24 protein-coding genes and 5 tRNA genes are annotated in these 24,251 nt (G+C 58.0%); 9 read left to right on the forward strand and 20 right to left on the reverse strand.

Features of this window, described 5'->3' with window-relative positions:
- The 5 genes from ACEW8N_RS06405 to ACEW8N_RS06425 form a co-directional block, all read right to left on the reverse strand.
- Positions 1 to 125, reverse strand: a 125-nt coding sequence (locus tag ACEW8N_RS06405; protein WP_373499011.1) for a GTP-binding protein, incomplete at its 3' end; no start/stop codon positions are given.
- Between the two features lie 109 nt (positions 126 to 234).
- Positions 235 to 311: transfer RNA gene (locus ACEW8N_RS06410), tRNA-Thr, on the reverse strand.
- Positions 312 to 358: 47 nt separating this feature from the next.
- Positions 359 to 434: transfer RNA gene (locus ACEW8N_RS06415), tRNA-Gly, on the reverse strand.
- Positions 435 to 558: 124 nt separating this feature from the next.
- Positions 559 to 643, reverse strand: a tRNA-Tyr gene (locus ACEW8N_RS06420).
- 8 nt (positions 644 to 651) lie between these two features.
- A tRNA-Thr gene (locus ACEW8N_RS06425) sits at positions 652 to 727 on the reverse strand.
- Positions 728 to 1,148: 421 nt separating this feature from the next.
- Here ACEW8N_RS06425 and ACEW8N_RS06430 point away from each other — a divergent pair.
- Both ACEW8N_RS06430 and ACEW8N_RS06435 read left to right on the forward strand, forming a co-directional pair.
- Positions 1,149 to 3,092: a LysM peptidoglycan-binding domain-containing protein gene (locus tag ACEW8N_RS06430; RefSeq protein ID WP_373498976.1), complete on the forward strand. Its 1,944-nt coding sequence runs from the start codon at positions 1,149 to 1,151 to the stop codon at positions 3,090 to 3,092.
- A gap of 279 nt (positions 3,093 to 3,371) precedes the next feature.
- Positions 3,372 to 3,447: transfer RNA gene (locus ACEW8N_RS06435), tRNA-Arg, on the forward strand.
- A 6-nt stretch (positions 3,448 to 3,453) separates the two neighbouring features.
- Here the strand turns inward: ACEW8N_RS06435 and ACEW8N_RS06440 are convergent.
- From ACEW8N_RS06440 to ACEW8N_RS06490, 11 genes are all read right to left on the reverse strand, one after another.
- Positions 3,454 to 4,587, reverse strand: coding sequence for a tyrosine-type recombinase/integrase (locus ACEW8N_RS06440; protein WP_373498977.1), 1,134 nt, complete (start codon positions 4,585 to 4,587; stop codon positions 3,454 to 3,456).
- A gap of 409 nt (positions 4,588 to 4,996) precedes the next feature.
- Positions 4,997 to 6,298, reverse strand: a complete 1,302-nt coding sequence (locus ACEW8N_RS06445; protein ID WP_373498978.1) for a phage major capsid protein — start codon at positions 6,296 to 6,298, stop codon at positions 4,997 to 4,999.
- A 114-nt stretch (positions 6,299 to 6,412) separates the two neighbouring features.
- Positions 6,413 to 6,805, reverse strand: coding sequence for a hypothetical protein (locus tag ACEW8N_RS06450; protein WP_373498979.1), 393 nt, complete (start codon positions 6,803 to 6,805; stop codon positions 6,413 to 6,415).
- 100 nt (positions 6,806 to 6,905) lie between these two features.
- Positions 6,906 to 7,214 (reverse strand): hypothetical protein, encoded by a 309-nt coding sequence (locus tag ACEW8N_RS06455; RefSeq protein ID WP_373498980.1) that lies wholly within the window; start codon positions 7,212 to 7,214, stop codon positions 6,906 to 6,908.
- A gap of 643 nt (positions 7,215 to 7,857) precedes the next feature.
- Positions 7,858 to 8,835 carry a hypothetical protein gene (locus tag ACEW8N_RS06460; protein ID WP_373498981.1) on the reverse strand — a complete coding sequence of 326 codons (978 nt, stop codon included), beginning with the start codon at positions 8,833 to 8,835 and terminating at the stop codon, positions 7,858 to 7,860.
- 349 nt (positions 8,836 to 9,184) lie between these two features.
- Positions 9,185 to 11,668 carry a DUF3987 domain-containing protein gene (locus tag ACEW8N_RS06465; RefSeq protein WP_373498982.1) on the reverse strand — a complete coding sequence of 828 codons (2,484 nt, stop codon included), beginning with the start codon at positions 11,666 to 11,668 and terminating at the stop codon, positions 9,185 to 9,187.
- Complete coding sequence (locus ACEW8N_RS06470) at positions 11,665 to 11,856, reverse strand: hypothetical protein (protein WP_373498983.1); 192 nt, start codon at positions 11,854 to 11,856, stop codon at positions 11,665 to 11,667. The genes ACEW8N_RS06465 and ACEW8N_RS06470 overlap by 4 nt, the downstream gene beginning before the upstream one ends.
- On the reverse strand, positions 11,853 to 12,059 hold the full coding sequence (locus ACEW8N_RS06475; RefSeq protein WP_373498984.1) for a hypothetical protein: 207 nt from the start codon (positions 12,057 to 12,059) through the stop codon (positions 11,853 to 11,855). The genes ACEW8N_RS06470 and ACEW8N_RS06475 overlap by 4 nt, the downstream gene beginning before the upstream one ends.
- Before the next feature lie 13 nt (positions 12,060 to 12,072).
- Positions 12,073 to 12,297, reverse strand: a complete 225-nt coding sequence (locus ACEW8N_RS06480; protein WP_373498985.1) for a helix-turn-helix transcriptional regulator — start codon at positions 12,295 to 12,297, stop codon at positions 12,073 to 12,075.
- A 53-nt stretch (positions 12,298 to 12,350) separates the two neighbouring features.
- Positions 12,351 to 12,842 carry a MerR family transcriptional regulator gene (locus ACEW8N_RS06485; protein WP_373498986.1) on the reverse strand — a complete coding sequence of 164 codons (492 nt, stop codon included), beginning with the start codon at positions 12,840 to 12,842 and terminating at the stop codon, positions 12,351 to 12,353.
- Between the two features lie 360 nt (positions 12,843 to 13,202).
- On the reverse strand, positions 13,203 to 13,550 hold the full coding sequence (locus tag ACEW8N_RS06490; protein ID WP_373498987.1) for a YkvA family protein: 348 nt from the start codon (positions 13,548 to 13,550) through the stop codon (positions 13,203 to 13,205).
- Between the two features lie 137 nt (positions 13,551 to 13,687).
- Between ACEW8N_RS06490 and bcp the strand changes: the two genes are divergently transcribed.
- Complete coding sequence (gene bcp / locus ACEW8N_RS06495; RefSeq protein ID WP_373498988.1) at positions 13,688 to 14,146, forward strand: thioredoxin-dependent thiol peroxidase; 459 nt, start codon at positions 13,688 to 13,690, stop codon at positions 14,144 to 14,146.
- A 261-nt stretch (positions 14,147 to 14,407) separates the two neighbouring features.
- Here the strand turns inward: bcp and ACEW8N_RS06500 are convergent, their stop codons facing one another.
- Both ACEW8N_RS06500 and ACEW8N_RS06505 read right to left on the reverse strand, forming a co-directional pair.
- On the reverse strand, positions 14,408 to 14,881 hold the full coding sequence (locus tag ACEW8N_RS06500; RefSeq protein WP_373498989.1) for a flavin reductase family protein: 474 nt from the start codon (positions 14,879 to 14,881) through the stop codon (positions 14,408 to 14,410).
- Between the two features lie 85 nt (positions 14,882 to 14,966).
- Entirely contained in the window at positions 14,967 to 15,674 is a 708-nt protein-coding gene (locus ACEW8N_RS06505) for a peroxiredoxin-like family protein (protein ID WP_373498990.1), read from the reverse strand.
- A 252-nt stretch (positions 15,675 to 15,926) separates the two neighbouring features.
- Between ACEW8N_RS06505 and ACEW8N_RS06510 the strand changes: the two genes are divergently transcribed.
- Positions 15,927 to 16,901: a sensor histidine kinase gene (locus tag ACEW8N_RS06510; protein WP_373498991.1), complete on the forward strand. Its 975-nt coding sequence runs from the start codon at positions 15,927 to 15,929 to the stop codon at positions 16,899 to 16,901.
- 84 nt (positions 16,902 to 16,985) lie between these two features.
- Here the strand turns inward: ACEW8N_RS06510 and ACEW8N_RS06515 are convergent, their stop codons facing one another.
- Positions 16,986 to 18,218 carry an anion transporter gene (locus ACEW8N_RS06515; protein WP_373498992.1) on the reverse strand — a complete coding sequence of 411 codons (1,233 nt, stop codon included), beginning with the start codon at positions 18,216 to 18,218 and terminating at the stop codon, positions 16,986 to 16,988.
- Positions 18,219 to 18,309: 91 nt separating this feature from the next.
- Positions 18,310 to 18,648, reverse strand: a complete 339-nt coding sequence (locus ACEW8N_RS06520) for a hypothetical protein (protein WP_373498993.1) — start codon at positions 18,646 to 18,648, stop codon at positions 18,310 to 18,312.
- Here ACEW8N_RS06520 and ACEW8N_RS06525 point away from each other — a divergent pair.
- From ACEW8N_RS06525 to ACEW8N_RS06545, 5 genes are read left to right on the forward strand one after another with little or no spacing between them, the layout of a single operon-like run.
- A complete protein-coding gene (locus ACEW8N_RS06525) occupies positions 18,562 to 19,908 on the forward strand; it encodes a cobyrinate a,c-diamide synthase (protein WP_373499012.1) in 1,347 nt (448 codons plus the stop codon). The genes ACEW8N_RS06520 and ACEW8N_RS06525 overlap by 87 nt on opposite strands.
- The gene (locus ACEW8N_RS06530; protein ID WP_373498994.1) at positions 19,905 to 20,522 is read left to right on the forward strand and encodes a precorrin-8X methylmutase; all 618 of its coding nucleotides are present in this window, start codon (positions 19,905 to 19,907) and stop codon (positions 20,520 to 20,522) included. The genes ACEW8N_RS06525 and ACEW8N_RS06530 overlap by 4 nt, the downstream gene beginning before the upstream one ends.
- On the forward strand, positions 20,519 to 21,679 hold the full coding sequence (gene cbiD / locus ACEW8N_RS06535; RefSeq protein ID WP_373498995.1) for a cobalt-precorrin-5B (C(1))-methyltransferase CbiD: 1,161 nt from the start codon (positions 20,519 to 20,521) through the stop codon (positions 21,677 to 21,679). Before ACEW8N_RS06530 ends, cbiD begins: the two co-directional genes overlap by 4 nt.
- Positions 21,676 to 22,914, forward strand: a complete 1,239-nt coding sequence (gene cbiE, locus ACEW8N_RS06540) for a precorrin-6y C5,15-methyltransferase (decarboxylating) subunit CbiE (RefSeq protein ID WP_373498996.1) — start codon at positions 21,676 to 21,678, stop codon at positions 22,912 to 22,914. The genes cbiD and cbiE overlap by 4 nt, the downstream gene beginning before the upstream one ends.
- A complete protein-coding gene (locus ACEW8N_RS06545) occupies positions 22,911 to 24,200 on the forward strand; it encodes a U32 family peptidase (RefSeq protein ID WP_373498997.1) in 1,290 nt (429 codons plus the stop codon). The genes cbiE and ACEW8N_RS06545 overlap by 4 nt, the downstream gene beginning before the upstream one ends.
- Positions 24,201 to 24,251 lie beyond the last annotated feature (51 nt).

A 24,251-nucleotide genomic window follows, 5' to 3' on the forward strand; every position in this document is an offset into this window, starting at 1 on the left:
GCCTGGCCCCTCAACCCGCACATCTTCGTGATCGCCGCCGTCAACGTCGTCTTCCCGTGGTCGATGTGACCGATCGTCCCTACGTTCACATGCGGCTTTTTTCGTTGAAACTTTTCTTTCGCCATCTTAATCGTCCTCCCCAACCTTTAATATACGTGTCAATTTTAGCAAGCCCGGCAATACGCTTCGACAATCAGGTATGAAGTATTTGAAAAAGGCAGTGCCAAAAAAAAATGGAGCCCACGACCAGAATCGAACTGGTGAACCTCTTCCTTACCAAGGAAGCGCTCTACCGTCTGAGCTACGTGGGCTTGATTTGGATTGAAAAACACGCACTTCATCGAACGGACCTGGTTGGTGGAGCGGGAGACGAGGCTCGAACTCGCGACATTCAGCTTGGAAGGCTGAAGCTCTACCAACTGAGCTACTCCCGCTTCGGTTACCCAAGTCTAAACCCCGACCCGAAGGCATGTTTAAGACTTATGTGATGGAAGCCGTGTAGTCACATCAATCCAACTGTTACAGCTGAAATCTCCTACAGACAGCCCGCGATGAGATTGGTGGTGGGGGGAGGATTCGAACCTCCGAAGGCTTCGCCGACAGATTTACAGTCTGTTCCCTTTGGCCGCTCGGGAACCCCACCCAGCAACATGGAGCCAACGGAGGGACTCGAACCCCCGACCCACTGATTACAAATCAGTAGCTCTACCAACTGAGCTACGTTGGCCCTTCGTTGTCTGCACATTAAAATGCTCTCTCAAAGACCCACGACATTTATACCTGTTGACCGATTTTTTCAAGGCCGGAAAATTCATATATTTGACTATTTACAATGATTATATGAAAATAATGGCTTCTTATATCAATTTGCTCTATTTATCATCTATTATCGTATATTTTCACAAACAATAGATTATCTCGCTCCCCGGAAATCCTCACGCCAACGATTTCTTTTTCCGGGCAGGGGGTCCTGAAGCCCTTCCGCAGCGCCTGCGGGTGATAAATTCTTGACAGATATCGCTCTTTTATGCTTTATTTTTAGGGTATATCGCGCCCGTGGCAGGGTTTTGGGCTGTCCAAATCAAATATTTCGATTTTATCTCGAACAATTACCGGTTTTTAAAGCAAGGATGTAAGGATTTTTCCATATGAATAAATTCCGCACTGCTTTTCTCGCATGTTTGCTTCTTGCCTTTCTCATCGGTTGCGCCAATACCCCAAAAGACCAGTCCGCGTCCCCGGCCCACCAAAAGCCCCATGAGAAAACCGCCGCCAAGAAATCCCAACCGCAGCATTTCCACCCGAATGACATTTTTTCTGCGCCCTCGGATGACCTGCCCGATGATCCCAAATCCCAGGCCATTGTCAAAAAGGCGCTGGCCTACTGTAAGAAATCCCAGAGCTGCTGGCAAAAGCAAGACCTGGAAGAGGCCCTTGCGGCCCTTGACAAGGCCTATTCCCTGATTCTTGAACTCGACGATGAAGATGATGCCGAAATGGCCAAAAGAAAAGAAGACCTGAGGTATCTCATATCCAAACGCATCCTTGAAATCTATGCATCCCAGCGCACATCAGCAAAGGGCCATCATCAGGCAATCCCTCTCGAAATGAACCGCCACGTCCAGATAGAGATCGACTACCTGATGCAAGGAGAGTTTTTCAAAAACGCCTATGCCCGCTCCGGCAGGTACCGGGCCCACATCACCGAAGAACTGACAAAGGCCGGCCTTCCGGCTGAACTCTCCTGGCTTCCGCTCATCGAGAGCGGTTATAAAGTCAGGGCGCTTTCCACGGCCAGGGCGCTGGGGCTTTGGCAGTTCATCCCGTCCACGGGATACCGCTTCGGCCTGAACCGCGACCAATATATTGACGAACGGATGGATCCGTACAAGTCGACCCAGGCTGCCATCGCCTATCTCAAAGCCCTTCACGACCTGTTCGGCGACTGGTCGACCGTTATGGCCGCCTATAACTGCGGGGAAGGGCGCGTGCTCGACGTCATCCGTTCTCAGCAGGTCAATTATCTGGATAATTTCTGGGACCTTTATGAAAGGCTTCCCAACGAAACCGCCCGATACGTTCCGCGCTTTCTCGCGACCCTCCACATCATCGGCAACCCGAAAAAATACGGCATCGATAAGATCAAGCCTTACGATCCCATCGATTTCGAAACCGTTTCGGTATCCAAGCAGATCTCCCTCAAAGGCATATCCGAACAGATCGCGGTCCCGCAGGAAATTCTGAAAGAGCTGAATCCCGAACTTCGGCAGGGGATCCTCCCCAATACCACCTACAGCCTGAAAATTCCAGAGGGAAAGGACTCCCTGCTGCTCTCGAAACTCGACGAGATCCCCATAGCCGATCTGCCGCGACATGCCAAACCGACCCGGATCGCCAGAGCAAACCGGATCGACACGCCGGCCCGGAAGAAAAAAGACGCGCCTCGGGCCGTTGTCTATCATCGGGTTGAAAGAGGCGATACCCTGACGGGAATCGCAAGGGCCTACAACACCAGCGTTCAGACCATTAAACGGAACAACAACATCAAGAAGGGCGACACCATCGCCGTCGGAAAGGTCCTCACGATCCCCGGGGCCAAATCACTTCGTCTTGCCGAGAACAAGGCATCGACAAAAAAACCCCATAGAAGCGTCACCTATGTCGTTAAAAAAGGCGATACCCTCTGGAGCATCGCCAGGCGCCACAACACCTCCCCCCAGACCCTCATGGCGGCGAACGCCATGAAGGGCCAGAGCGTCCATGCCGGAAAATCCCTGAAGATACCCTCGGAAGGCACAGGCGAAACCAGAAAGGCATCCGCTAAAGTGACGTCCACGAAAGGGGAATCCACCAGAGTGGCTTCGAGCAAAAAGGGTTCCAATAAAGCCTCCGCCGATAAAAAAGCTTCCAAAAAGGCGGCTTCCACCCAGGTGGCATCCAATGATGCATCGAAGACCTACAAGGTCAAAAACGGAGACGCCCCGATGGATATCGCAAAACGCCACAACATGACCCTCAAGCGGTTTCTTGACGTCAACAACCTGACCTCCAAAAGCAAGATTTTTCCGGGTCAGAAAGTATCCGTGGAATAAAACGAAGTCCGCCGGGGAGGGATGCCACCGATATGGCCCGGAATTTGACGCCGGATTCCATTGACGGATGTGGCAAGCCCGCCGGGACGTCTCGCAGATCGTTTCCCGGGATCGCCAGGCTGATAATCCTGGATCCGCATGACCGCCTCCCGGCCAAATAGGGTTTGACTCGCAAATCTCGCTATGGTATTGAGGCGCCTTACGATCCGCTGAAGGTCGCTTTCCATCGATCCTATCGGCGCCGCGGTTGCCACCCTTGGGTCACCGAATCTCACGTACGCCCCCGTAGCTCAGTGGATAGAGCAATGGATTCCTAATCCATGCGCCGCAGGTCCGATTCCTGCCGGGGGCACCAATGAAATCAAGGCCTTGGAAAGTCCATCAGCCCCCCGCTCGCCCCTTGGTCAACGTTTTGGTCAACATTTTTCAATTCCCGGTCAAGCCATTCAGTGTATTTGTCCATCGCTGCCGTCAATTCGTCATCGCCTGGCTTGATGTAATGGACATCCATTCCCTTCAGGGAATGCCCCAGGATCATGTCCCGATAAACCTTATCCACGCCGGCGGAAACCATGTTCGTCTTCACCGTCCGGCGGATGTCCTTGAAAACGATCCCCGATGCCTGGCCGAACAGAACCCCGGCCTTCTCGCAGGCGTGTTTGAACGAGCGCCGCAGGCCCCCAGGGGTTCTAATCGGCTTTCCAAGGTAGGTGAATACAAACCCGTGGTGATCGCCATCCACCAATGAAAGGCCCGGCTTGACGGCATCAAGAACGGCTCGAACGTGGTGATTTATTGGAATGCGCTTTGCGGCCTTCTCCTTGGTAAGCTCGGCCGGCAACCGCAGAAAATTCCGGTCCACCATAGCCCAGGTAAGGCCCCGGATCTCTCCCGGCCTCATGCCGGTATTGAATGCCGTTATCAGGATGTTCCTCAAATGCGGTGGGGCCTCTCGCAGGATCGAGACAAACACAGGGGGGGTTAAGGTCTGCTCCCTGGCATTTGATCCGCGCTTAAGCATCCTGGACGTTTTCCTGAAGGCCTTCAGCGCGTCGCCTCCTATCCGGTCATTGGTGAATGCCTTCTCGATCATGGTCTTGGTGACCGATAGCTCATAGTCGATGGTCGCAGGCTTGACACCCTCGGCGGACCTGGCCGCTTGGTATTCCTCAAGATCGACGTTTTTCAGGTTGCCGACGACTACATCCCCGAGGCGCTGCAAAAATCTTCCGATACCGATAACAACCCGGCCGTATGATCGAAGGCCCTTCACGCTCGAAAGCTCAAGATACCAGTCTGAAAGCTCCCTGAACGTGGTGCGCGATTCCGGCAGGATGTCAAAGATCCGGTTCTCACGTTTCTGGCCGCGCCGTTTACCCTCAGCGGCCTTGGCATCGGCAAGCGAAGGCCCTACCATCTCCCGGCGCTGCTTCCCACCTGGAAGACGGTAATCAATCCAATAGTTCACCCTGCCCGATCTCTTGGCCTTCTCCATATCAGCGCCGCAGGATGAACAGAATCTCGCTTTCAGGCTTTGCTTTTTTCGGCATCCCGGACATTCTGCAAGTATCGCCATATCCCCCCCCTGTGTTTGTCAGATGGTACGCTGAAACGGGCGATATGGACAACGTTTTTTTGACTGGCACAGGGGGGGGCTTTGAAAAGGCATCCTACCAGAAATAAAAAAGGCCGTCTCTGCCGGGGTCTATGCGGCGAGACGGCCTTGATCGGGAGTGGATAAGGTTCCCGAAATTGAAATCAGGCCCGGCAGGGTAGGAGGCCCTGCCGGGCTTCGCGGAAGCGCTCAACGGGCGCGATCTTCCCGTTGAATGCTCGGGACGGTGAGCGCCGTCCCTGGCCTGGCCGGGAAACTGCGAGGAACCCGGCCGAGGCTTATCGGTTTATCACCTTGCGGCGAGTCGAACGAACGGTGAGACGGTCGTGGTCCCGCTCCGGGGTGTCAAAGGCTCCTGCCATGCCGGCTGCCCGTCGGCCCGGAGAATCACACGATAGCTCTGAAGATCCTGATACCATCCAGGCAGAACGGATTTCTCGATCTGCATCTCCTTGCGAATGCCGCAGATGTATTGGGACATGTCGGCAAAAATGATATCACCGGAACCGCCCAGCTCGGGGAGATTCTCGGAGAAAATCACAGGCCGGCCCAACATGGTGAACTGTCCGTTTTTGTCACTGAAGACCGGAAACGCGGTGCCGGAGGTGCCCACGGGGATATGCAGGCTCAATAACATCGGAATCGTCGTGCTGTTTGCAACCCAAATGCCCCGGCTCCGGCCTGGTCCCCACATGCGGGAAAATAGAGCCACAATATTTTCAAAAATCAGACTGTCGGCCGCCTGGCCTGCAACGGCCGGAACCTCGATACAGGCATCCGCATTCAAAATGCCCAACGGCGTACCGGCACCGGAACCATTCAGAAAATTCCAATCCAAGCCCGCGCTCAGCGCCTTTTTCATCGCATCCTGAATCTGTTGGTCAAAACCTTGGCCATCTTGCGCCAATTCTGCGGAGGTATCGCAATAAATTGCGGCTTTTTTCGAATTCAGGGTCATAAGCCGCAGTTTTGCGCTCTGCGGGGTGGATGTCCCTGTTTCGTTTATCCAGGACAGCGCCAAACCTCCAAAATACTGGCCGGCCGCGCGGGAATCGTCGTCAAAGCTCGGAACCTTCAGCGTTGAACTCTGCATCGGATAAACCGTGGCATTGGGCAAGACAACCATGTCTTCAAGCGCGGTGTCCCACCAAGTAGAAGCAAGCTCCACGGGCACGGCGTAGCCGCCCGTCCCGCTGCTGTCCATCGTGCTCCGAACGAGGCGAGGGTCATAAAGGCCCGAGGCGACGATCTCGGCAAACTCGCCGGCATCCCTGAACTCGCTTCTGGGGATCTCGCTACCATCCCGATGAAACAAATTGCGGTATGTCGGGTTTTTGGCCGGCCCGCCCCGGTGCTCGGGTTCCCGGTCGTTCGGGTCCAGGGTCTGGCCGGTCGGGGTGTAGTCGGGCTGGTCTCGCTTTTCAAGCTGCATCAGCTCGATTTCGGAAGCTACACGATTCATTTTTCTGGTGATGTTTCTCAGCTCGACCGCCTCCGCCTCGGTCATTTTCTCGGCGGGGATCGTCACCAGCTCGGTGGAGCGGTCTTTCAGGTCTCGATATTCAGCTTGTTTTTCTTTTAAAATACTCATTATATGGGTTCCTTCGAATAAGGATTGATGTCGTTTTCGGTTCATGCCGCCGGTTCCGGGTCCTGGTGGTCACACCTGGTCGGTCCGGTCCGGGTCCTCGATCTCGCGGCCCGGTTATTTTTTTGGGTCAAAGCCTGCCCAGGGATCGTCGGTTTTTTTCTTGTCTGGTACAGACAGCTTTCCCCGATCCGCCGGTGATAGGCCCAGGCTCCCGAGGCATCCGCGCAATTGGGCAAGCCTGCTGGCCATGAAGTCCGCCGGTCGACGTCGGTACTCCACCAACAAACAGGCTGCAATCTCGACGCAAATCCTGTCCGACGCCCACAAAACGCCCGGCGGGACGATCTGCACCAACTCCACCCAAACGGCCGCGGTCTCGCGGTCAAGGTGCGCCGGCGGTTCACCGAGCTGTTCTGTCGGCTGCGGTTCGTTCGGCCGTTTCCGGGAAGGGTTCTTCCGGTATGCGCCGGACAGCTCAAGGATTTTTGAAGGTTTGCGGTTTGCCATAAAGCCTCGGTTTTTTCAAACGTTGCAGCGAGAAATTAATTGCCCCGAACGGTTCGTTATAAAATTTTTCCAGAAAAATGACCTACCCTCCCCCCATCGGTCAGCCGTCAACATTCGCCTCGAACGTCGCCTCAACGCCCTCCGCTTCAGCGGCGCGTATGTCGATCCGGGCAAGGTCTATGATCTCCTGCTCGGAGTATCCGCGCATGTCGCCTTCCAGGATTGCGCGAACGATAACGCTGTCGTCGATGTAGGTGCCTTGGCCCAAGCGTTTATGAATCCGTAAAGCTCGCTGTTTGAGGCTGGCAAGCATCGCCTCGACAAGTCGTCCCATCGGCTGTGACGTTTGCGCCGCTCTGTATTTCAACGTTCTATGATGTCGTTCATCCATCTGGATTTGAACCTGCATCTTGTTAACCTCCAGGTTAAGTATTTCCTGAACCCTATCTCACAACTTAACAGATGTAAAGTAAAAAGGTTAACACCTTAACACTATTCAGCAGCTGGTAGCGCCTGGCTGCGAGTATCCCGGAATACCTCCCCCCGGATAATATCGCCGGGGTCAAGCCCGGTCACAAGGTAGGCGATCAGGCACAGCAGTCTAACATCCGTAGCATCCCTCGGTCCTGCCGGTTCAAACCTCGGGCATCCAGCGCAAGACCATCCGGGCATCTCGCCCGCGCTTGAAACTATCGGTCGGCCTTTGCGGTCCTGCCTGGCGTACTTGTCCAGGCACTTCTCATACCTTCGGCATGAGGGGTCCCTGATCAGCTCCGGCCCGGCCTTCGCCGGTCCCCGTCCGCGCCTCGGCCGCCAGCTCTGATCCGCTGCGGCTGCTTCAACCTCGCTGCGCCTGGCGTGTAGCTTATGAGACGGCGGCGCATGCCACACCTCGAACGGCAAACGGCCGGCCTGCATCAGCGTGGTTAAGGTGGTGGTTGAAACGCCGAGCGCGGCGCCGATCTCATGACGGCCTTCGATAACATCCCCGGCCTGGTCGGTACCGGGGGGGGTGTCTCGCTGAATTCCTGAATCCAAAAGTTTAGGCATGGCTAAACTTTCACAACCCCGTGGTGGATGGCATATTCTGCGGCCACATCTGCAACATCTTTGCGCCATGCGTCGATAACGCCCAGGTCTTCGTTCTGCATGGCCAATTGCTCGACGTAGGATTGCATGTCCGTGACTTCAATCAATGATTCCCGGACAAGCTCTTGAAGGCGGCGAGGATGAAAGGCATCCAGTTCATAGGCCGTTTCGCCGTGATCCTGGACAAAGGCCTTTGTCCTCGTATCGGAAGGCTTTAATGGCACTGGGTCCGCCGGTATTTCTGAAAAGTGCTCGGGGTTGATACCGCATCGGAAAAAATCGACGCCGGTAAGACCCAGCTCTTCCTGAATTGTTTCCATCGCTGCATGGATCATGTTCACGCCGGAAGGGTCCCAATCTCCGAAATAAAGAACGGTCGGCACTTGGCCATAGCCTATCGCCTCCATAGCGCGCTCGTAAAATTGCGCCTGGAATGTCACAGAACCATATCCTTTGCAGACGACGACGCGCCGGCAGAACTCATCGGCTATTGGTTCGACGACATGAAGAAGTGTAGCCTTCTCGATCCATACCTCGACATATCGATTTTGCTTCTGGGCATTGCAGCGTAAATAGCCCTTACCGAGTCGGCCGAGCTGGTACATGACGAAATCTTCTGGATCGGTGAACCCGACTTTCTCTGTCAAGATCCGATGCTCATCGGTGATCGACTCCATAGGGATCTTGTCGTGTATCCGCATCCATTTCATTAACGGGCTCAATATGTCATAAACATTGGGTCGCTCGCCGTCGCTCTTTTCCCAGTGCTTTTGATTTATCCTGTCAGACGATATCAGCCTGTAAAAGACATGACGTATCGTCATCGGCCAATACTCCTTAAGTTCAGATAAAACCGCTTCAATGTCCGCCGCCCGTTTCAAATTCTTCTTTGTCCAGGACCACGGTTTCCGCTTCGATTCATTCAGGGTAAGTTTTATCATTGCTTCACCTCGCAAGTCCTCATGGCCCGGTCCACCCGCTGCCCGTCCTGGTCAAGACACACAAACGCGCCGCGCTCCCACCATGCCCATTCACATTCAAGGCATCGCTTCCAGGTGAGAAGGTCGGCAAGTTTCCATCCTCTGCAATCGGGATAGACAGACACAGGGGGGGGATTCCGTTTGTGTTTGTTATGGGAATATGAAGAATAACTATCTGAAGTTGATTTTAGAGTCCTATCCTCAATATCCTCAATATCCCCAAAAGGTGTCTTCTCGGGGGGCTTTTGAGGCTTTTGAGGCTTTTGAGTTAAGGTTTCATTTTCAATATCGAGCATCTTCCGCCATCCCATCACTGACCCCCCCCTGTGACCGTCGGATTAACATGACAAATATATGAGGGTCTGCCGCCCGTTGATACCTTCTCAACCCGGATGTGATTATGCTCTTCGAGCGTCTTGAACCCAGGCTCAATCTCATCCATGGTGCGAAAGCGCCCTTTCAACTCCTGGAAGCAATCCCGTTTTGAAAACTCCTTCCGTCCGGTGCGCTCCACCCAGGCCCAAACCTTCCGGGCCACGTCGAAGGATTCATCCTCTCCGATTAGATCAAATGCGAACAATGCGTGATCGAGAAATACGGCGGCCAATTCCAAGGCTTTTTTCATGGTTTCAAGGGATATCTCCGGCCCCCCTTCCGCCATGATGTGAAGCAACCCACATAGCCTGATTGCAAAGCCCGGCAGTTTTCCGCACCAATCCTTGATGGTTTCGTATTTTGCGCCCTGTCTCATACCGGCCTCGATGTGCAAACTAAAGGCCTTCCATTCGGCATGCGCATCATTGGATAGATAGAGTTTTTGGGGGTCTTCGCAAATCGGGATATCCAAAAGCCCCATAATGAAGCGCTGATAATCCGAGATGGTATTCTCGGTGATTTCTGGTCCACACAAAGACCGATTCCCGAGAAGTGATTCAGGTAGCAAAAAGCCTATACGGGCCATGACGCCACGGGCGCGGAAACCCGGCATCGCCCCGAGACGTACCAATGTTTCCGGTTGTGGGGATATGCCAAGGGATATGGCGGGTTTGTCTATTATGACAGATTCTCTCGATCCACGGTCAACCCGAACGGGGGATCCGCTGTAGCCTTTCAGGAATAGGTCAAGGTTTGGCGCGCCGTTCTTGGAATACCTGCCCGCCAATATGTCAAAGATCCCACCTTCATCTGAAATAAGGGCCATCCTGCCGTCATGCATCGCTGCCATGGTGCCCATATGCTCGGGGGTGATATCGTCAAAAATTACACGGGGGGAAACAATCTCTGGCTCTTTTTGGTCCATCGTCTCCTGGATCTCGATCAGAAGATCTCTCCGCGCGTCTTCATCCTTGGCCTTGGCGTATTCGGAATAGAGTTTTTTTGATCGTGCTTCCACTGCGGCATTGACTGTCTTTACTCGGTCAATCTCCTGTTTCATCTCGATGGCCGCCGCTTTTTCCCATATGTAGTGCGGTCCGAACATCCCCTCGACAACGGCGGATTTACGGTTGCCTGTTTCAAGCGCCGGAACGATCATTATATTCAGTGGCTCGGAATAACCCCGCTTGACTTGAACTTCATACTTTCCAGCTACGGCACAAGCCACAGCGGGCAAACATAAACCCGCGGCCAATTCATATGGGGTTTCGGTGAAGCAAGAAAGGGCTTTGACCATCGCCCCGACCGGCCCGGGGATGATATCTTCCGGCATCGCCGGAGGTCGCTGTCGGCCAAGGGGGATAGGCTCCCCCCATGATTCGCTCTCCGCGCCGGCGGTCTTCTGCTCTTCGCTGCTCTGCGTCTTCTCTTTGCCCTCAGCGCCGGCGCTCCGCTTATCGTACTGATCGCCGTTGCCCTGGTTCCAGTCAAAGAAACTCGCCTTCCCGGTGAAGATCTTCTCAATCGACTTGGCGATATAGTCCTTGCCTTTGGCATCTCCCCGGAACATTGCCGACGCACGGAACATAGCCTCGGCCCGCGCCCGGTCTCCGGTGAAGTATGCAAGGGCCTCCATAAGCTTGTAATCCTCGGCGCTGTGATCTCCGCCCATGGTGCCCGTCCGATAAAGGCTTTCTATCTCGCTTCCACAAATCCTGAACATGCTGGCGAGAAGCCGTTCATCTGGTATATCTGCTGCTGTGACAAACACAGGGGGGGGTTCCTCCTTGGGGTTGGGGTCTTTCTGGATCATCCTATAGAAGGCGTCAATCGAGCGCCGATCATCTGCGAGGGAATTTTCATTCAAACGGTGCCCCGTAACGGTTAGATAGTTTCCGCCTTCGGCATACATTTCATGGGATATTCCGCGCCATGTCGCCTTTGTGAGTTCCCCCGGTTTTTCCCCCAGGATAAAGGCCCTGATCCCCCCCCTGTGCCCGTCCCTGGTGATCGTCGGGGACAATTCGACATAGGATTGCGTTCCATCAACCCAGGCCCGGATATGTGGGATGGTTATCCGGTTCTGGACATCAACGCATTTGTCCGCGTCGATCCCAACAAGGCCCGGCCCCGGAAAGATCCCGATGCCGTCAAACGTCCGGTGCTCACCCTGGATGTTGATCCCGGTTTCAAGCGCCGCCATCGCCTGAGCGAACGTGCCCCACTGTTTTTCAAGTGGCATCTTGTCGTGGATTTTGAATCCGCTCCGGGGGGAGAAGGGCGGCTTCTTCCATTTGACGCCCGCCCGCTCTGACTTCCAGACAATCCAACGAGGTATATCCTTCAGCTCCTTGGGGATGCTCCCAGGGAATACCCCCCTTATTTCGGGCTTGACTCCATCGTTGCCGTTTGTTATCATCTTCTTACCTCATATTTTCTGCTCCGCTGAAAGCCCGTTGCCGCGGGCTTTTTCATTTTCTCCACGGTCACAATGCCGGTTCTCTTAAACAGCGCCTCTTCTCCGAGGTCGTGCTGTGCGTCACAATAAATCAGTGCGGCGGCGGCCCAGATTGCAAACGCCAAAAGCCAATATGCGCAAGTTTTCATCGATCCACCTCCTTCAACTCGAAAACGCCTATATGCGTTATTGGATTCGCTGCGCCCCATTGTGGGATTTCTTCGTTTCGACGAAGCGCTTTTTTCATCGCTATATCTTTGCCCCACGACGCCGTATCTAAATCTATGCCTGCTCCGTCTCTGTAATACCGAAATGCGATGTAAATTATTCTTTTCATCGATTTTCTTTTCATCGGTCCACCTCCTTCACAGTTTCTTTGCAATATCAGTTAACGCCCACAAAGGCCTCGATCCCACCCTCTTGGGTTTGACGGGGCACTTTCCCAGGTAGATCCAGTTGTAAACCGTCTTCTTGGTCGTCGCGAATATTGCGGCGAACTCGGCGACGTTGACGTAAACGCGGCCGGGGTAAACCTCTTTCAGGAATGCAAGGTTTCTGTCGAATTTTACGCTGTCTTTCGTTTCGTTCATTGGGTTTCTCCTTTGGTGTAGGTCGAACTACCCCATGCAGTAGATAAAAAAAATCAGTCTATTTTGCTGGTAACAAAATCCCGTACCTTCTTCAGATTCAAGACGATAGCAGAACCAAAAGAAAGCTCTGAAACGTCCTTGGTTTTATGGATGTCGTCAACTCTCAAAAAAATCTTTTCGAAGCTATTAGAAAAAGCCTTCTCAGGGATGAATGCAACCCCGGTGTCGTTCGATTCGTCTCTTGTGATAACTGCCACATAAAACGCTTGTTCCCCAAAATTTTTTGATTCGAAATAGGGTTTTGATGTAACCGAAAAGATGATCCTGATAATTTCGGCGGCCTTCTCCCTGGCAAACCCACGGTCAACCAGTTGACGGAACAAAACGATCCTGCACAGATCGCCGAAACTGTAAAGGCTCTTTGTTCCCCTGCCGTCTGCCTCCTGGATGCTTGGAGTGATATATCCAAACCGCCTGTAATCTTTAAGCAGGTCGATGTTGATGCCGAGAATACGCTTGATATCGAAGGATGAAAAACTGTTCATGTTGGGGATAGTACAACCCACCCCATGCTATGTCAACCACTTTTTTTCCGCGTGTTACTTTTCGGTCAACATTTGGTCAACATTTTCCAGGTGAAGGCATAGCTTTTTTGTGTATATCACTTCATTTCCCTGCAATGCTTAAAGGCATATACCATCTTGATTTTATTTTGGATTTATCGGATTCATTTGTTCCGTTCTTTTCCCGGTTTTTCTGTTTTAACTGGATTCCTAATCCATGCGCCGCAGGTCCGATTCCTGCCGGGGGCACCAATATATCAGCACAGCGTATTTTTCCGCGATTTTTTCTCCGGCATTTTGCCATACCTGGGTCGGGCCTCCCTCCGGGATAAATGAGACGCCCTATTCGCCGAACCAGTCTTTCAGTTTCTTGGTCGTTATGGCCTTGACCTCATCGGTGATGTACATGGATACGGTCACGACCGCTGCGGCGAGAACACCCAGATCGTCAACATAGCCCACCACCGGCGTGAAATCGGGAATCGCATCCACCGGAAAGATGAAATACGCAAGCGCTCCGTAGATCACCGTCTTGGCCCATGCCGGGGTTGCCGGGTTTTGTGCGGCATAATAGAGCCAAAGAGCCTTTTCGATCACCTCTATGCCGGCCACCTTGGCGTATTTAAGAATTTTATCCCAAAAACTTTTATCGGAATATTTTATTCCGAATTCGTCTGGCGTCTCTGCCATGACTCTCTCCTGATGGCGATGAATTCTCACCCATCCAAACCAATCTTGTATCGCTCAAATTTCGCCTTAATTTTAGCAGAAACCAATTCCGACCACAAATACATCCTTCTCCAACACCACCCCAAAGGAGACATGCCATGCCAGAACTCAAACCCGGCGACAGCGCCCCGCCATTTGAAGCCGTGGATCAGAACGGCATCACGGTGCGGCGGTCCGATTTTGACGGCCGCAAACTCTTTGTCTATTTCTACCCCAAAGCCAACACCTCCGGCTGAGCCGCCCAGGCACAGGGAGTGCGGGACGCACTCGAAGATCTCTCGGCCGCAGGAATATTCGCGGTCGGCATCAGCCCCGACAAGCCTGCCCAGCAAAAAAAATTCGATGAAAAGCACGATCTGTCATTTCCGCTGCTGTCCGACCCCGACCACCGTATCGCGGAGGCTTACGGCGTGTGGGCGGAGAAGAAGATGTACGGCAAGGTCTACATGGGCATCGCGCGCTCATCCTTTCTTATCGATGAAAGCGGCCGGGTTGCCGCCTCATGGTACAACATCAGCCCCAAGAACACGGTCCCGGAGTTGATGAAGGTGCTTTAGGACCGATAGGCTGATGGCCTTCCGATTTCAATCGTCCTCGATCCCTCGGGGGTCCGGCTCTCCAAAAAAGGCGGAAAACGGGCCTCATCGATGCCGACGGCGGGATCGTTCAGACCGTCGAGACCACCCGGGAACAGGCAAAAGCGGAAGGGGAAACGATCCTTTTCTGGAACCGCGCCCGCTGCGGAAATTCTCCGACCCCGCCATGACGCGGCCGGAAACGCCGGCGGCCGTCATGGCCCCCCGGCGGCCGGGCGATTTTTACGATTTTCCGGTATAGGCGCCGTCGTAATCGCCGGTATCCAAAACCTGCCCCTCGGCGACCAGCCGTCCGTCGATGACCTGCCCGATGAACAGCGTGTGATTGCCGGGTGCAAGGCTCTCCTTGACTTCACAGTCCAGGTAGGCGATGCAATCCTGAAGGATCGGGCTGCCGGTTTTGCCTTTGTGCCATGCCAGGTCGGAGAATTTCGCCGCGGGATCCGGCCCTTTGAATTGTGCAAGAAGGGCTTTCTGCTCCTTGGCGATCACGTGCAGGGCAAACCCCCCGCTTTGCCGGATCAGGCTGTGGGAATACCGGCTGGGATGCACGGCCGCCAGGATCAGCGGAGGCTGGTGCGACACCTGCGTCACCCAGGAGGCGATCATGCCGTTCTGCTCCTTTCCGTGGGCCGTGGTCAGCACATAAATGCCGTAGACCATCTTCCCCAAGGCCCGATACCATTCATGTTCCATCTTCCCTCTCCTTTTCCTGCCGCCTTGAAAAATCAAAAAACGTTCTTTTTCGGTGTGCCGTCAAGCAGGGCTTCTGCAGCACCGGTCAGCCGGTGGGGTATCCTGTCCAGGACTTCCGCTTCAACACCGCCAGGGTATCCTCCGGTTCCGGACGCCGGGTGTAATCCGGATTGATGTCGGCGTAGCGGATAATCCCTTCCTTATCGATGATCAGGCGGGCAGGCATTGGCAGGGTCCAGGAGTCGTCGCCGTTGTGCGCCGGGATGTCGAGGCCGAATTTCAGGTAGATCTCCCGAAGGTCCGGAGGCAGGGTATGGAGGATACCGTATCGCGCGGCCGCCGCGTTGCCGGGGTCGCTCAGGATCGGGGCATTCAATTTCTTCTCCGCCGAAATGGCCCGGTTGTAAGAGACCCGTTGGGGGGAGATCAAGATCAGCGATGCGCCGTCAGCCTGAATCTCGTTCTGGATCTTTGCAAGAGCTTCCAGCTCCATGTTGCAGTAGGGTCACCACTTGCCCCGGTAGAATCCCAGCACCACGGGGCCGCCTTTCAGGGCGTCCGCGAGTCGGAGCATCTTTCCGTCGATGTTTTCGAGGGAAAAGTCCGGGGCCGGATCGCCCACCCTGACCGCGGTGTCCAGGATACCGGATTTTCTGAGATCTTCCGTGGCACGGTGCATGACGGCGACGACCGCCTCCGGAGCCTTCTTCAGAAAACCTTTCCGATAAGCATCCAATTTTTCCTGCAGCTTCATGTGCGCCTCCTTTCGTTCGGACAGGCTTGGTTCTTCCATATATTTCGAATAATAACCAGCCCGGGGTCGATGGCAATGCCCTCTGCCCGGGCGTCTCCCGGGTGAATCGTTCCGGATTCCGCAGCCGGGGTCGGGGGGCCGCCGGCCGGGCCCTTCGCGCTCGCGGCTTCGAAGGATCCGGAACGCCGCGGCATTTCCCTGAAAATCTGTAGAAAAAATAACATCGCAGCGGAGGTTCGGAGAAATAGTGTTTGTAATCCGCGGGAAAATGTTGTTAGGGATGGAAAAACCATGGAGGATAAAAACAAATTGTCATCACCCAAGCCGCCGCCCAACGATCAGTCTATGGGATTCGGCAGTCCCATAAGGCTGCTGCTGACCATCGCGATTTCGATCTTCTCGGTGGAAGCGTTCAACATGGTCGTTTTGAACCTTCTGCGGCCCCTACCCCTGGCAGTGGAAGTCATCGGTGACGCCCTGATCCTTGTCCTGTTGATTTTTCCCGCACTGTATAACTTTTCTTATAAGCCGCTGCTGAGACATATCGAGAATCGGAAAAAGGCGGAGGCCGCACTGAGACAATCCGAGAAACTGTTGCGGCGGCTTTCCAACAAACTGTTATCCGCCCATGAGGATGAGCGGCGCTCTGTCGCAAACGATCTGCACAACGAACTGGCGCCCAAGATCAGCGCGCTGAAATTCAGGGTTGAAGCGGCCATGCAGGTCATCAACGGGCAGACTGAACCGGAGATGGACGGGCAATGCCGGATGATTGTCCAGATGTTTCAGGAACTCCATAAAGACATCCGGATCCTATCGAAAAATCTCAGTCCATTGATGATCGATGAACTGGGGTTGCTGCCGGCCATGGAAGCCTTGTGCGACAATACCAGAGACATGTCTCCCGACATCTCTCTTGAAACAGAAATCGACGTGCGTGAGAGCGACCTGCCCCATCATTTAAAAATCATTATCTACCGGGTCGTTCAGGAGGCGCTGAAAAATATCAGCCGGCACAGTCAGGCGACCGGCAGCCGGGTGTCGCTTCATAAGATCAACGGGCGGCTGCATCTCGAGATAACCGACAACGGTATGGGCTTCGCCGTGGAAGACAAGCTCTATACCGAGTCAGGCGACCCGGGGATCGGCCTGGCGTCCATGCGCGAACGGGTCACCTCCTCCTGCGGCACGTTCTCCATCGATTCGGACAGGAATACAGGCACAACGATCACGGCAACCTGGCAAGAAGACGAGGGCTGCCGCTGAGGAGCGTCGGGCGAGAAAGTCCGCCGGCAAGCGGTTTCACGCCGTGAACGCGGCCTTTTTCGAAATGGCCCCGCCGCCGGGCGATCACGCGTACATCCACAGCATCAGGACCCCCAGCGACGCCGCCGTCACCGGAATCCCCACCGCCGCATGCCGCCGGAAGGTGATATCGATACCGAAGCTGCGGGCCTGTTCGACGACGATCAGGTTCGCGATGCTGCCCAGGAGAAAAAGGTTTTCGGCAAAGGTGCTCGACACCGCCAGGGTGTACCACTGCGCCGGATTGGCCGGGTCGAGAAACGGCAGCAGAAGCATGACGGCCGGAACGTTGCTGAAGAGGTTGCTCAGGACGGTCGACACCGCGGCCAGGGCGGGGAGGTTGTCCAGGGCCGCGCCCTTTGCGGCAAGCCCCTGCACCATCGCCCCCAGATAAGGCCCCTGGGAGATCCCGTGGATGACGATGAAGAGCGCGCAGAAGAAGGTAATGAGGTGCCAGTCCACCAGCCCCAGGATGGCCCGGGTTTTCATTTTGCGGCTGCACAGAAGGATGCCGGCGACGACGACGGCCGACACCTCCCTGGGCACGGACGTAAAAAACAGGAGAATCAGCGCGGCGACGGCCATCAGGCCCTTGGCCGTATGCCACCGGTTGAACTCGGGCCATGGTTTTTGACCGATCATGGCTTCGCTGTCCAGATTGGAGATATGCAGCCTGCCCCGGTACATCCAGAGGATGACGAGGTAGCCGGCCACAAGCGAGGCCAAAGACGGCGGCCCGCACCAGAGCAGAAAGGCCCCGAAATCGAGGCGGCCGACCTGACCGATGAGCATGTTCTGGGGGTTGCCGATGATGGTGGCGGCCGAGCCGATGTTGCTCGAAACCGCAAGCCCGATGAGAAACGGCAGCGGGTTCAGGCCCGCCCGGATCAGGGCTACGGACAACACGGGCGTGAAGGCGAAGCAAACGATGTCGTTGGCCAGGACCGCCGAGAGCAGGGCGCTCATGACCATGCCGGTCAACAGGAACATCCTCGGCCGGTCCAGGAGGATAACGATCTCCGAGGCGGCCCAGGAGTAAAATCCCCCCAGCCGAAGCTGGGCGGAGACGACCATCAGGGAGTAGAGCAGGAGGATGGTCGGGATATCGACGGCCTGGACCGCGCCGCTGGTGGTGACCACGCCCGCGGCGACCATGCCGATGGCGCCCAGGAGGGCGATGCCGACCCTGTCGATGACCAGGCCAGGAACCTTTCCCAGGGCAATCCCGATGTAGGTGAGTCCAAAAAGGCTGATCGCCGTGATCTCCGTGTGCTGCAAGGCGCCTCTGCCTCCTCTGCATGGGCCGCGGCCCGGGGGCCGACAGGCGGTATCCCCGGAAAATATGACTTGAAATCCTCGGGGTTCCCTGTTATTCATCTTTCCGCTGCGCATCTGTCAACAACAAATCCGCAGGGCCCGATAAAACCCGCGCCTTTCCTTGAGGCTGATGCGGTTCACGCATGACGGTTTTTCCAGCCGATGGTCTACAACGGTGCGCCACGATTTCAATCGCCCCGAAACCAAGTTTTCTTAAACTTGGTTTCTTGCATTTAAGGAGGTCGCCATCAAAGGGTTCGTCATCGCCGGGACGAAAAGCGGCAGCGGCAAAACCACAATCACGCTGGGCTTCATCGCCGCCTTTCGCAGACGGGGTCTTTCCGTGGCGCCCTTCAAGGTCGGGCCGGACTTCATCGACCCCGGCCACCATGCCCGCATCGCCTGTGCCGTCAGCCGGAACCTGGACGGGTGGATGCTTCCCCGCGAATACAACCTGGCCGGATTCGCCCGGGCCTCCGCCGGGGCCGACGTGGCCGTCATCGAGGGGGTCATGGGGCTTTTTGACGGCTACGACGGACGGAGCGAGGACGGCTCCACGGCTCAGATGGCCAAATGGACGGGAGTCCCGGTCGTCCTGGTCGTCGACGCCAAGAGCATGGCCCGCAGCGCCGCAGCCCTGGTCCACGGTTTCGAAAGCTTCGACCCGGGCTTGGATTTTGCCGGCGTGATCTTCAACAACGTGGGCAGCCCGAGACACCTCGACTATCTCCGGGAAGCCCTGGAGGGCCATGTCAAGATGCCGTGCCTGGGCGGGATCCCCCGCGACGAGGCCGTCGCCATCCCCGAACGCCACCTGGGCCTGGTCACCCGGGAGGAGCACGCGCCCTCCACGGAAACCGTCAACCGGCTGGCCGAGTTGATCGAAACCCACGTGAACCTGGACGCCCTCTGGAACCGGCTCCCGGACATCCCCGCGGGGCCACAGCCCGGCACGCCCGATCCGGGCGGCTCCGCAGCCGGGAAGCCCGCTGTCCGGATCGGGGTGGCCGCCGACAAGGCCTTCTGTTTTTACTATCAGGACAACCTCGATCTCCTCACGGCCCGGGGCGCCGAGATCGTCCCGTTCTCCCCCATGTCAGACCCGGGGCTTCCCGAGGATCTCGACGGCCTCTATTTCGGCGGGGGCTATCCCGAGCTTTTCGCCGCCGCACTGGCGGATAACGCAGGGCTTCGCCGGGGGATTCTGGAATCCAGCACGGCGGGCATGCCGATCTACGGTGAATGCGGCGGGTTCATGTACCTCGGCCGGGAGATCCTGGACCTGGACGGCCGCAGCCACCCCATGACCGGCTGCTTCCCCTTCGCCACCCGGATGTATCCGAGCCTGCGGTCCCTGGGCTACCGCGAGGTTGCCCTGTCCGCCGACACCCTCCTCGGGCCGGCCGGAACGACCCTTCGGGGGCATGAATTCCACTATTCGGGGCTTGACGAGACGCCTGCCGCCGGCGGATGGAAAACCGTCTACGCCGTATCGGACCGGCTGGGCCGGCCCAAGACGCGGGAGGGGTACCAGGTGCGGCGCACCCTGGGAAGCTATGTCCATCTCCATTTCGGAAGCCGCCCCGACGCCGCCGGGCATTTTGTCTGTGCCTGCCGGACCTACCGCCACGAAAGGAACCGCTCACGTTGAAACCCCAAGAGATTGAATCCCTGAGTTTTCAGATCATCGACCGCGAGGCTGCGGCCCACGATTTCGACGCCGCCCAGTGGGAGATCGTCCGGCGCATGATCCACACGTCGGCCGATTTCGAGTACATGGAAACCGTCCGTTTTCACCCCCTTGCCGTATCGCGGGGCATCGCTGCGATCCGGGGCGGCAGCGCGATCATCACCGACACGGAGATGGCCATGGCCGGCATCCGCAAGGCGGCGGTCGAGTCCTACGGCGGGAGCGTCGCCTGCCTCATCGGCCGGTCCGACGTCCGGATGTACGCCGAAAAGGCGGGCATCACCCGCGCCAGGGCGGCGGTCGACATGGCCCTTCCCCTCATGACGGGAAGCATTTATGTTGTTGGAAATGCGCCCACGGCCCTCCTGCAACTCATCGAACAGATCCGCGAAGGACAGGCCCTCCCCGCCCTGGTCATCGGACTGCCCGTCGGTTTTGTCAACGCGGCGGAATCCAAGGCGGAGCTTCTCGGGATGGACGTCCCCTACATCACCAACATCGGGCGCAAGGGCGGCTCCAACGTCGCGGCCAGCGTCGTCAACGCCCTCCTGATCCTGGCCGGCCGGACTTCGTGAGCCCCGGACCGGCATCCAGGCTCCGCTCGGGTTTCACCACGGGCGCGGCCGCGGCCGCCGCGACCAAGGGAGCGCTTTTCCGGCTTCTCACCGGCGGTACGCCGGCATCGGTGGAGATCCCCATCCTGAGCGGGGGCATGCTTACCATAAAAATCCACGCCTGCCGAACCACCGCCGACGGCGGGGCCGAGTGCACCGTCGTCAAGGACGCCGGGGATGACCCAGACGTCACCCACGGCGCGGTGATCGGCGCCAGGGTAAGGTTCGCGGAAGGGACACCCGAAACCCTCCCGGGGCACCTGCCGGGTCGGGAGGTGATCCTGCCGGGAACCGGGGCCTGGCATATCCGCCTCACCGGCGGGACGGGTGTGGGGAAGGTCACCCAACCGGGCCTCGACGTGGCCCCCGGGGAGCCCGCCATCAACCCCGGGCCCCGGCGGATGATCCGCGAGGCCGTGGCCGACGCCCTTTCGGCCCGCCCCTACACGGGCGGGGTCTGTATCGAGATCTTCGCGCCCGAAGGCGCGGCCCTGGCCCGAAAGACCCTGAACGCCCGCCTCGGGATCCTGGGCGGCATCTCCATCCTGGGCACGACGGGCATCGTCCGGCCCATGTCCCACGACGCCTATGTCGCCACCATCCGGTCCGCCCTGTCCGTGGCCCGGGCCGCGGGGATCGACGCCGTCGTCATGACCACGGGACGGCGCAGCGAACGGTTCGCCCAGGCGCTCTGGCCGGACCAGCCCGAAACGGCCTTCGTGCAGATCGGGGATTTTTTCGAAGCCTCCCTCTCCACAGCCGCATCCATGGGGTTCCGGGAGGTGCGGATGGCCGTGTTCTTCGGCAAAGCGGTCAAGATGGCCCAGGGGGTCCCCCACACCCACGCGGCAAAATCGGCCATGACCCTCCAGCGCCTTTCAGAATGGGCACTCGAACTCAGCGGAGACCCCGATTTCGCAGACCGGGTCGCCCGGGCCAACACCGCCCGACACGCCTTCGACTTCATCCGGGACGCGCACCCGGCCCTCATCGCCCGCGTAGGCCGCGGCATGATCTGGGCCGCCCGGCGGTTTTCCGGGGGAGGGCTCCGGGTCCGCGGCGTGGTCTTCGATTTTGACGGCAGCCCCATTTTTGACGCGGAAGAAGGCCCCGCATGATCCCCGTGACCGTGATCGGCATGGGCCTCTCCCCGAGGGACCTCACCGCGGAGCATCTCCGGCGGATCGAGGGCGCCGATGTCCTCGTCGGCGGAAAACGGCACCTGGCCTTTTTCCCGGATGCCGGGACGGAGCGAAAGGAGATTGCCCGCGACATCCCCGAGGTCATTGCCTTCATCCAGGCGCGGATGGACCGGAAAAAAGTCGTGGTCCTGGCTTCCGGAGACCCGCTCTTCTACGGCATCGGATCGGCGATCCTCAACGCCTTCGGGACGGACCGGGTGCGCATCCTGCCCAATATCACGGCCCTCTCCGCAGCCTTCGCGCAGATCGGCATGCCCTGGAGCGACGCCCGCCTCATCAGCCTCCACGGGCGCCGCGACGACGACACCCTCCTCGATGCCTTAGTGGGGCACCACAAGATCGGACTGCTCACCGACCCGGTCCATACCCCGGCCTGGCTGGCCGGCTTCATGATCGCGCGCGGCTTCACGGATTTCGAGATGTGCGTGGCAGAAACCCTCGGGGCGGACGATGAAACCGCCGCATGGGTCCCTCTGGAGGATGCCGCCGGAAAGACCTTCCGGTCGCCCAATGTCGTCATCCTGCACCGCACGCCGCCCCAGCGGCCCGGATCGACACCCCCGCTCCACCCCGGCATGCCGGAGGCGGCCTTTGTCCACGAACGCGGCCTCATCACCAAGCCCGAGGTCCGTGCCGTCACGCTGTCCAAACTCCGCCTTTCCAGGCCCGACCTCGTCCTGTGGGACCTCGGCGCGGGGAGCGGGTCCGTGTCCGTCGAGGCCGGCCTCTTCATCCGGACCGGCCGCATCGTGGCGGTGGAGCGGGACCCCCGGCGGATCGCCCATATCCGGGCCAACCGGGACCGGTTCGGGATCAGCCGGATGGAGATCGCGCACCTGTCGCTGCCCGAGGGCCTGGAGCACCTGCCCGCGCCCGACCGGGTCTTCATCGGGGGGGGCGGCAAAGACCTCCCGGGGATCATCGCGGCCGCGGCGCTGCGGCTACGGCCCGGGGGCGTCATGGTGGTGAACACGGTCCTGCTCCAGAACATCGACGCGGCCCTCACGGCCTTCGCCGGGCTGGGGTTCGAGACCGAGGTCGTCCAGGTCCAGATCAGCGCGGGGAAGAAGATGCCCTGGGGCGACCGGCTCGCCCCGCACAACCCGGTGTGGATCCTCACCGGCAGCGCGCCGGAAGCAACGTCTCCGTGACGGCTCCTCCCATGACTCCCGACATCCCCGCCCCCGGAGTAGAACTGCTCGCACCGGCCGGAAACTTCGAGAAGCTCGAGATTGCCGTCCATTACGGCGCCGACGCCGTCTACCTGGCGGGCAAGTCCTTCAGCCTGAGAAACTTCTCCGGGAATTTCACGCCGGCGGAGATGGCCCGGGCCGTCGCCTGGGCCCACCGGCAAGGGGTCCGGGTTTATGTGGCCTGCAACGTCTATCCCCGGAACCGCGACCAGGAAGGGATTGAATCCTATCTCGACACCCTGGGCGGTATTGGACCCGACGCCGTGATCATCGCCGACCCCGGCATATTCGCCGCGGCCCGGCGCATCCTCCCGGGCACCCCGATCCACATCAGCACCCAGGCCAACATCACCAGCATCGGCGCGGCCCGCTTCTGGCGGGAGATGGGGGCAAGCCGCCTCAACATGGCCCGGGAACTCTCCCTTGAAGAAATCCGGGAGATCGCTGACGGCGTCGACATCGAGATCGAGGCCTTTGTCCACGGCGCCATGTGCATCTCCTACTCCGGGCGCTGCCTGCTCAGCAGTTTCCTGACCCGGCGCGACGCCAACCAGGGTCGCTGCAGCCACCCCTGCCGGTTCCATTACACCCTGATGGAGGCGAAGCGGCCCGGCCAGTATTACCCGATCCTGGAGGACGACCGGGGGGCGTACGTCTTCAACTCCCGGGACCTCTGCATGATCGACCACATCCCGGCCATGACGGCCGCCGGGGTCCGCTCCTTCAAGATCGAGGGGCGGATGAAGGGCGTCAACTATCTCGCCTCGGTGGTCAAGGTCTACCGGGAGGCCATCGACGCCTGCCTTTCATCCTCCGGCGACCGTCCCTACGCCGTCCGGTCGGACTGGCGGGAGACTCTCGCCGGCGTCAACCACCGGGGATACTGCACCGGCTTCTACCTGGGCGACCCCGACCAGGTCGTCCCCGGATACGATCCGCCCGGGGAGGGCATCCGGCAGGATTTCGCGGGGAAGGTTCTGGCGCGCCTTTCGGAGACCGACATCCTCCTGGATGTCCGCAACAGGGTCGCGGCCGGCGAACCGGTCCGGGTATTTACCAGAAAGGGGCCGCCCGCTCCCGACGTGATCCGCCGCATCGCGACCGAATCCGGAGAGATCCTGGCCCTGGCCCAGCCCAACAGCCGGGCCGTCGTCACCCTCGATCGGGGCGGCCGAACCAACGACCTGGTTCATAAGGCCTTCACAGAGCCTCCCACCCGGGTGCCGCCGGAGCGGGCTTCCTGAAGGGCGGATCGCCCAGCCGTCCGCCCGACCCGATCGACTGAACAGGATTTA

Origin of the sequence: Desulfococcus sp. (assembly GCF_041737845.1) — a bacterium.
In the GTDB taxonomy this organism is placed as follows: Bacteria; Desulfobacterota; Desulfobacteria; order Desulfobacterales; family Desulfococcaceae; genus Desulfococcus.

What these genes read in the sequence shown, in the direction of transcription:
- ACEW8N_RS06510 (WP_373498991.1), top strand. Translation starts at nt 15,927, where the DNA reads ATGGAGGATAAAAACAAATTGTCATCACCCAAGCCGCCGCCCAACGAT.
- ACEW8N_RS06430 (WP_373498976.1), top strand. Translation starts at nt 1,149, where the DNA reads ATGAATAAATTCCGCACTGCTTTTCTCGCATGTTTGCTTCTTGCCTTT.
- cbiE (WP_373498996.1), top strand. Translation starts at nt 21,676, where the DNA reads ATGATCCCCGTGACCGTGATCGGCATGGGCCTCTCCCCGAGGGACCTC.
- ACEW8N_RS06445 (WP_373498978.1), bottom strand. Translation starts at nt 6,298, where the DNA reads ATGAGTATTTTAAAAGAAAAACAAGCTGAATATCGAGACCTGAAAGAC.
- ACEW8N_RS06470 (WP_373498983.1), bottom strand. Translation starts at nt 11,856, where the DNA reads ATGAAAACTTGCGCATATTGGCTTTTGGCGTTTGCAATCTGGGCCGCC.
- ACEW8N_RS06455 (WP_373498980.1), bottom strand. Translation starts at nt 7,214, where the DNA reads ATGCAGGTTCAAATCCAGATGGATGAACGACATCATAGAACGTTGAAA.
- ACEW8N_RS06440 (WP_373498977.1), bottom strand. Translation starts at nt 4,587, where the DNA reads ATGGAGAAGGCCAAGAGATCGGGCAGGGTGAACTATTGGATTGATTAC.
- ACEW8N_RS06460 (WP_373498981.1), bottom strand. Translation starts at nt 8,835, where the DNA reads ATGATAAAACTTACCCTGAATGAATCGAAGCGGAAACCGTGGTCCTGG.
- ACEW8N_RS06520 (WP_373498993.1), bottom strand. Translation starts at nt 18,648, where the DNA reads ATGGTGGCCGGGGTCGATGAAGTCCGGCCCGACCTTGAAGGGCGCCAC.
- ACEW8N_RS06450 (WP_373498979.1), bottom strand. Translation starts at nt 6,805, where the DNA reads ATGGCAAACCGCAAACCTTCAAAAATCCTTGAGCTGTCCGGCGCATAC.
- ACEW8N_RS06485 (WP_373498986.1), bottom strand. Translation starts at nt 12,842, where the DNA reads ATGAACAGTTTTTCATCCTTCGATATCAAGCGTATTCTCGGCATCAAC.
- ACEW8N_RS06475 (WP_373498984.1), bottom strand. Translation starts at nt 12,059, where the DNA reads ATGAAAAGAAAATCGATGAAAAGAATAATTTACATCGCATTTCGGTAT.
- ACEW8N_RS06465 (WP_373498982.1), bottom strand. Translation starts at nt 11,668, where the DNA reads ATGATAACAAACGGCAACGATGGAGTCAAGCCCGAAATAAGGGGGGTA.
- ACEW8N_RS06500 (WP_373498989.1), bottom strand. Translation starts at nt 14,881, where the DNA reads ATGGAACATGAATGGTATCGGGCCTTGGGGAAGATGGTCTACGGCATT.
- ACEW8N_RS06480 (WP_373498985.1), bottom strand. Translation starts at nt 12,297, where the DNA reads ATGAACGAAACGAAAGACAGCGTAAAATTCGACAGAAACCTTGCATTC.
- ACEW8N_RS06490 (WP_373498987.1), bottom strand. Translation starts at nt 13,550, where the DNA reads ATGGCAGAGACGCCAGACGAATTCGGAATAAAATATTCCGATAAAAGT.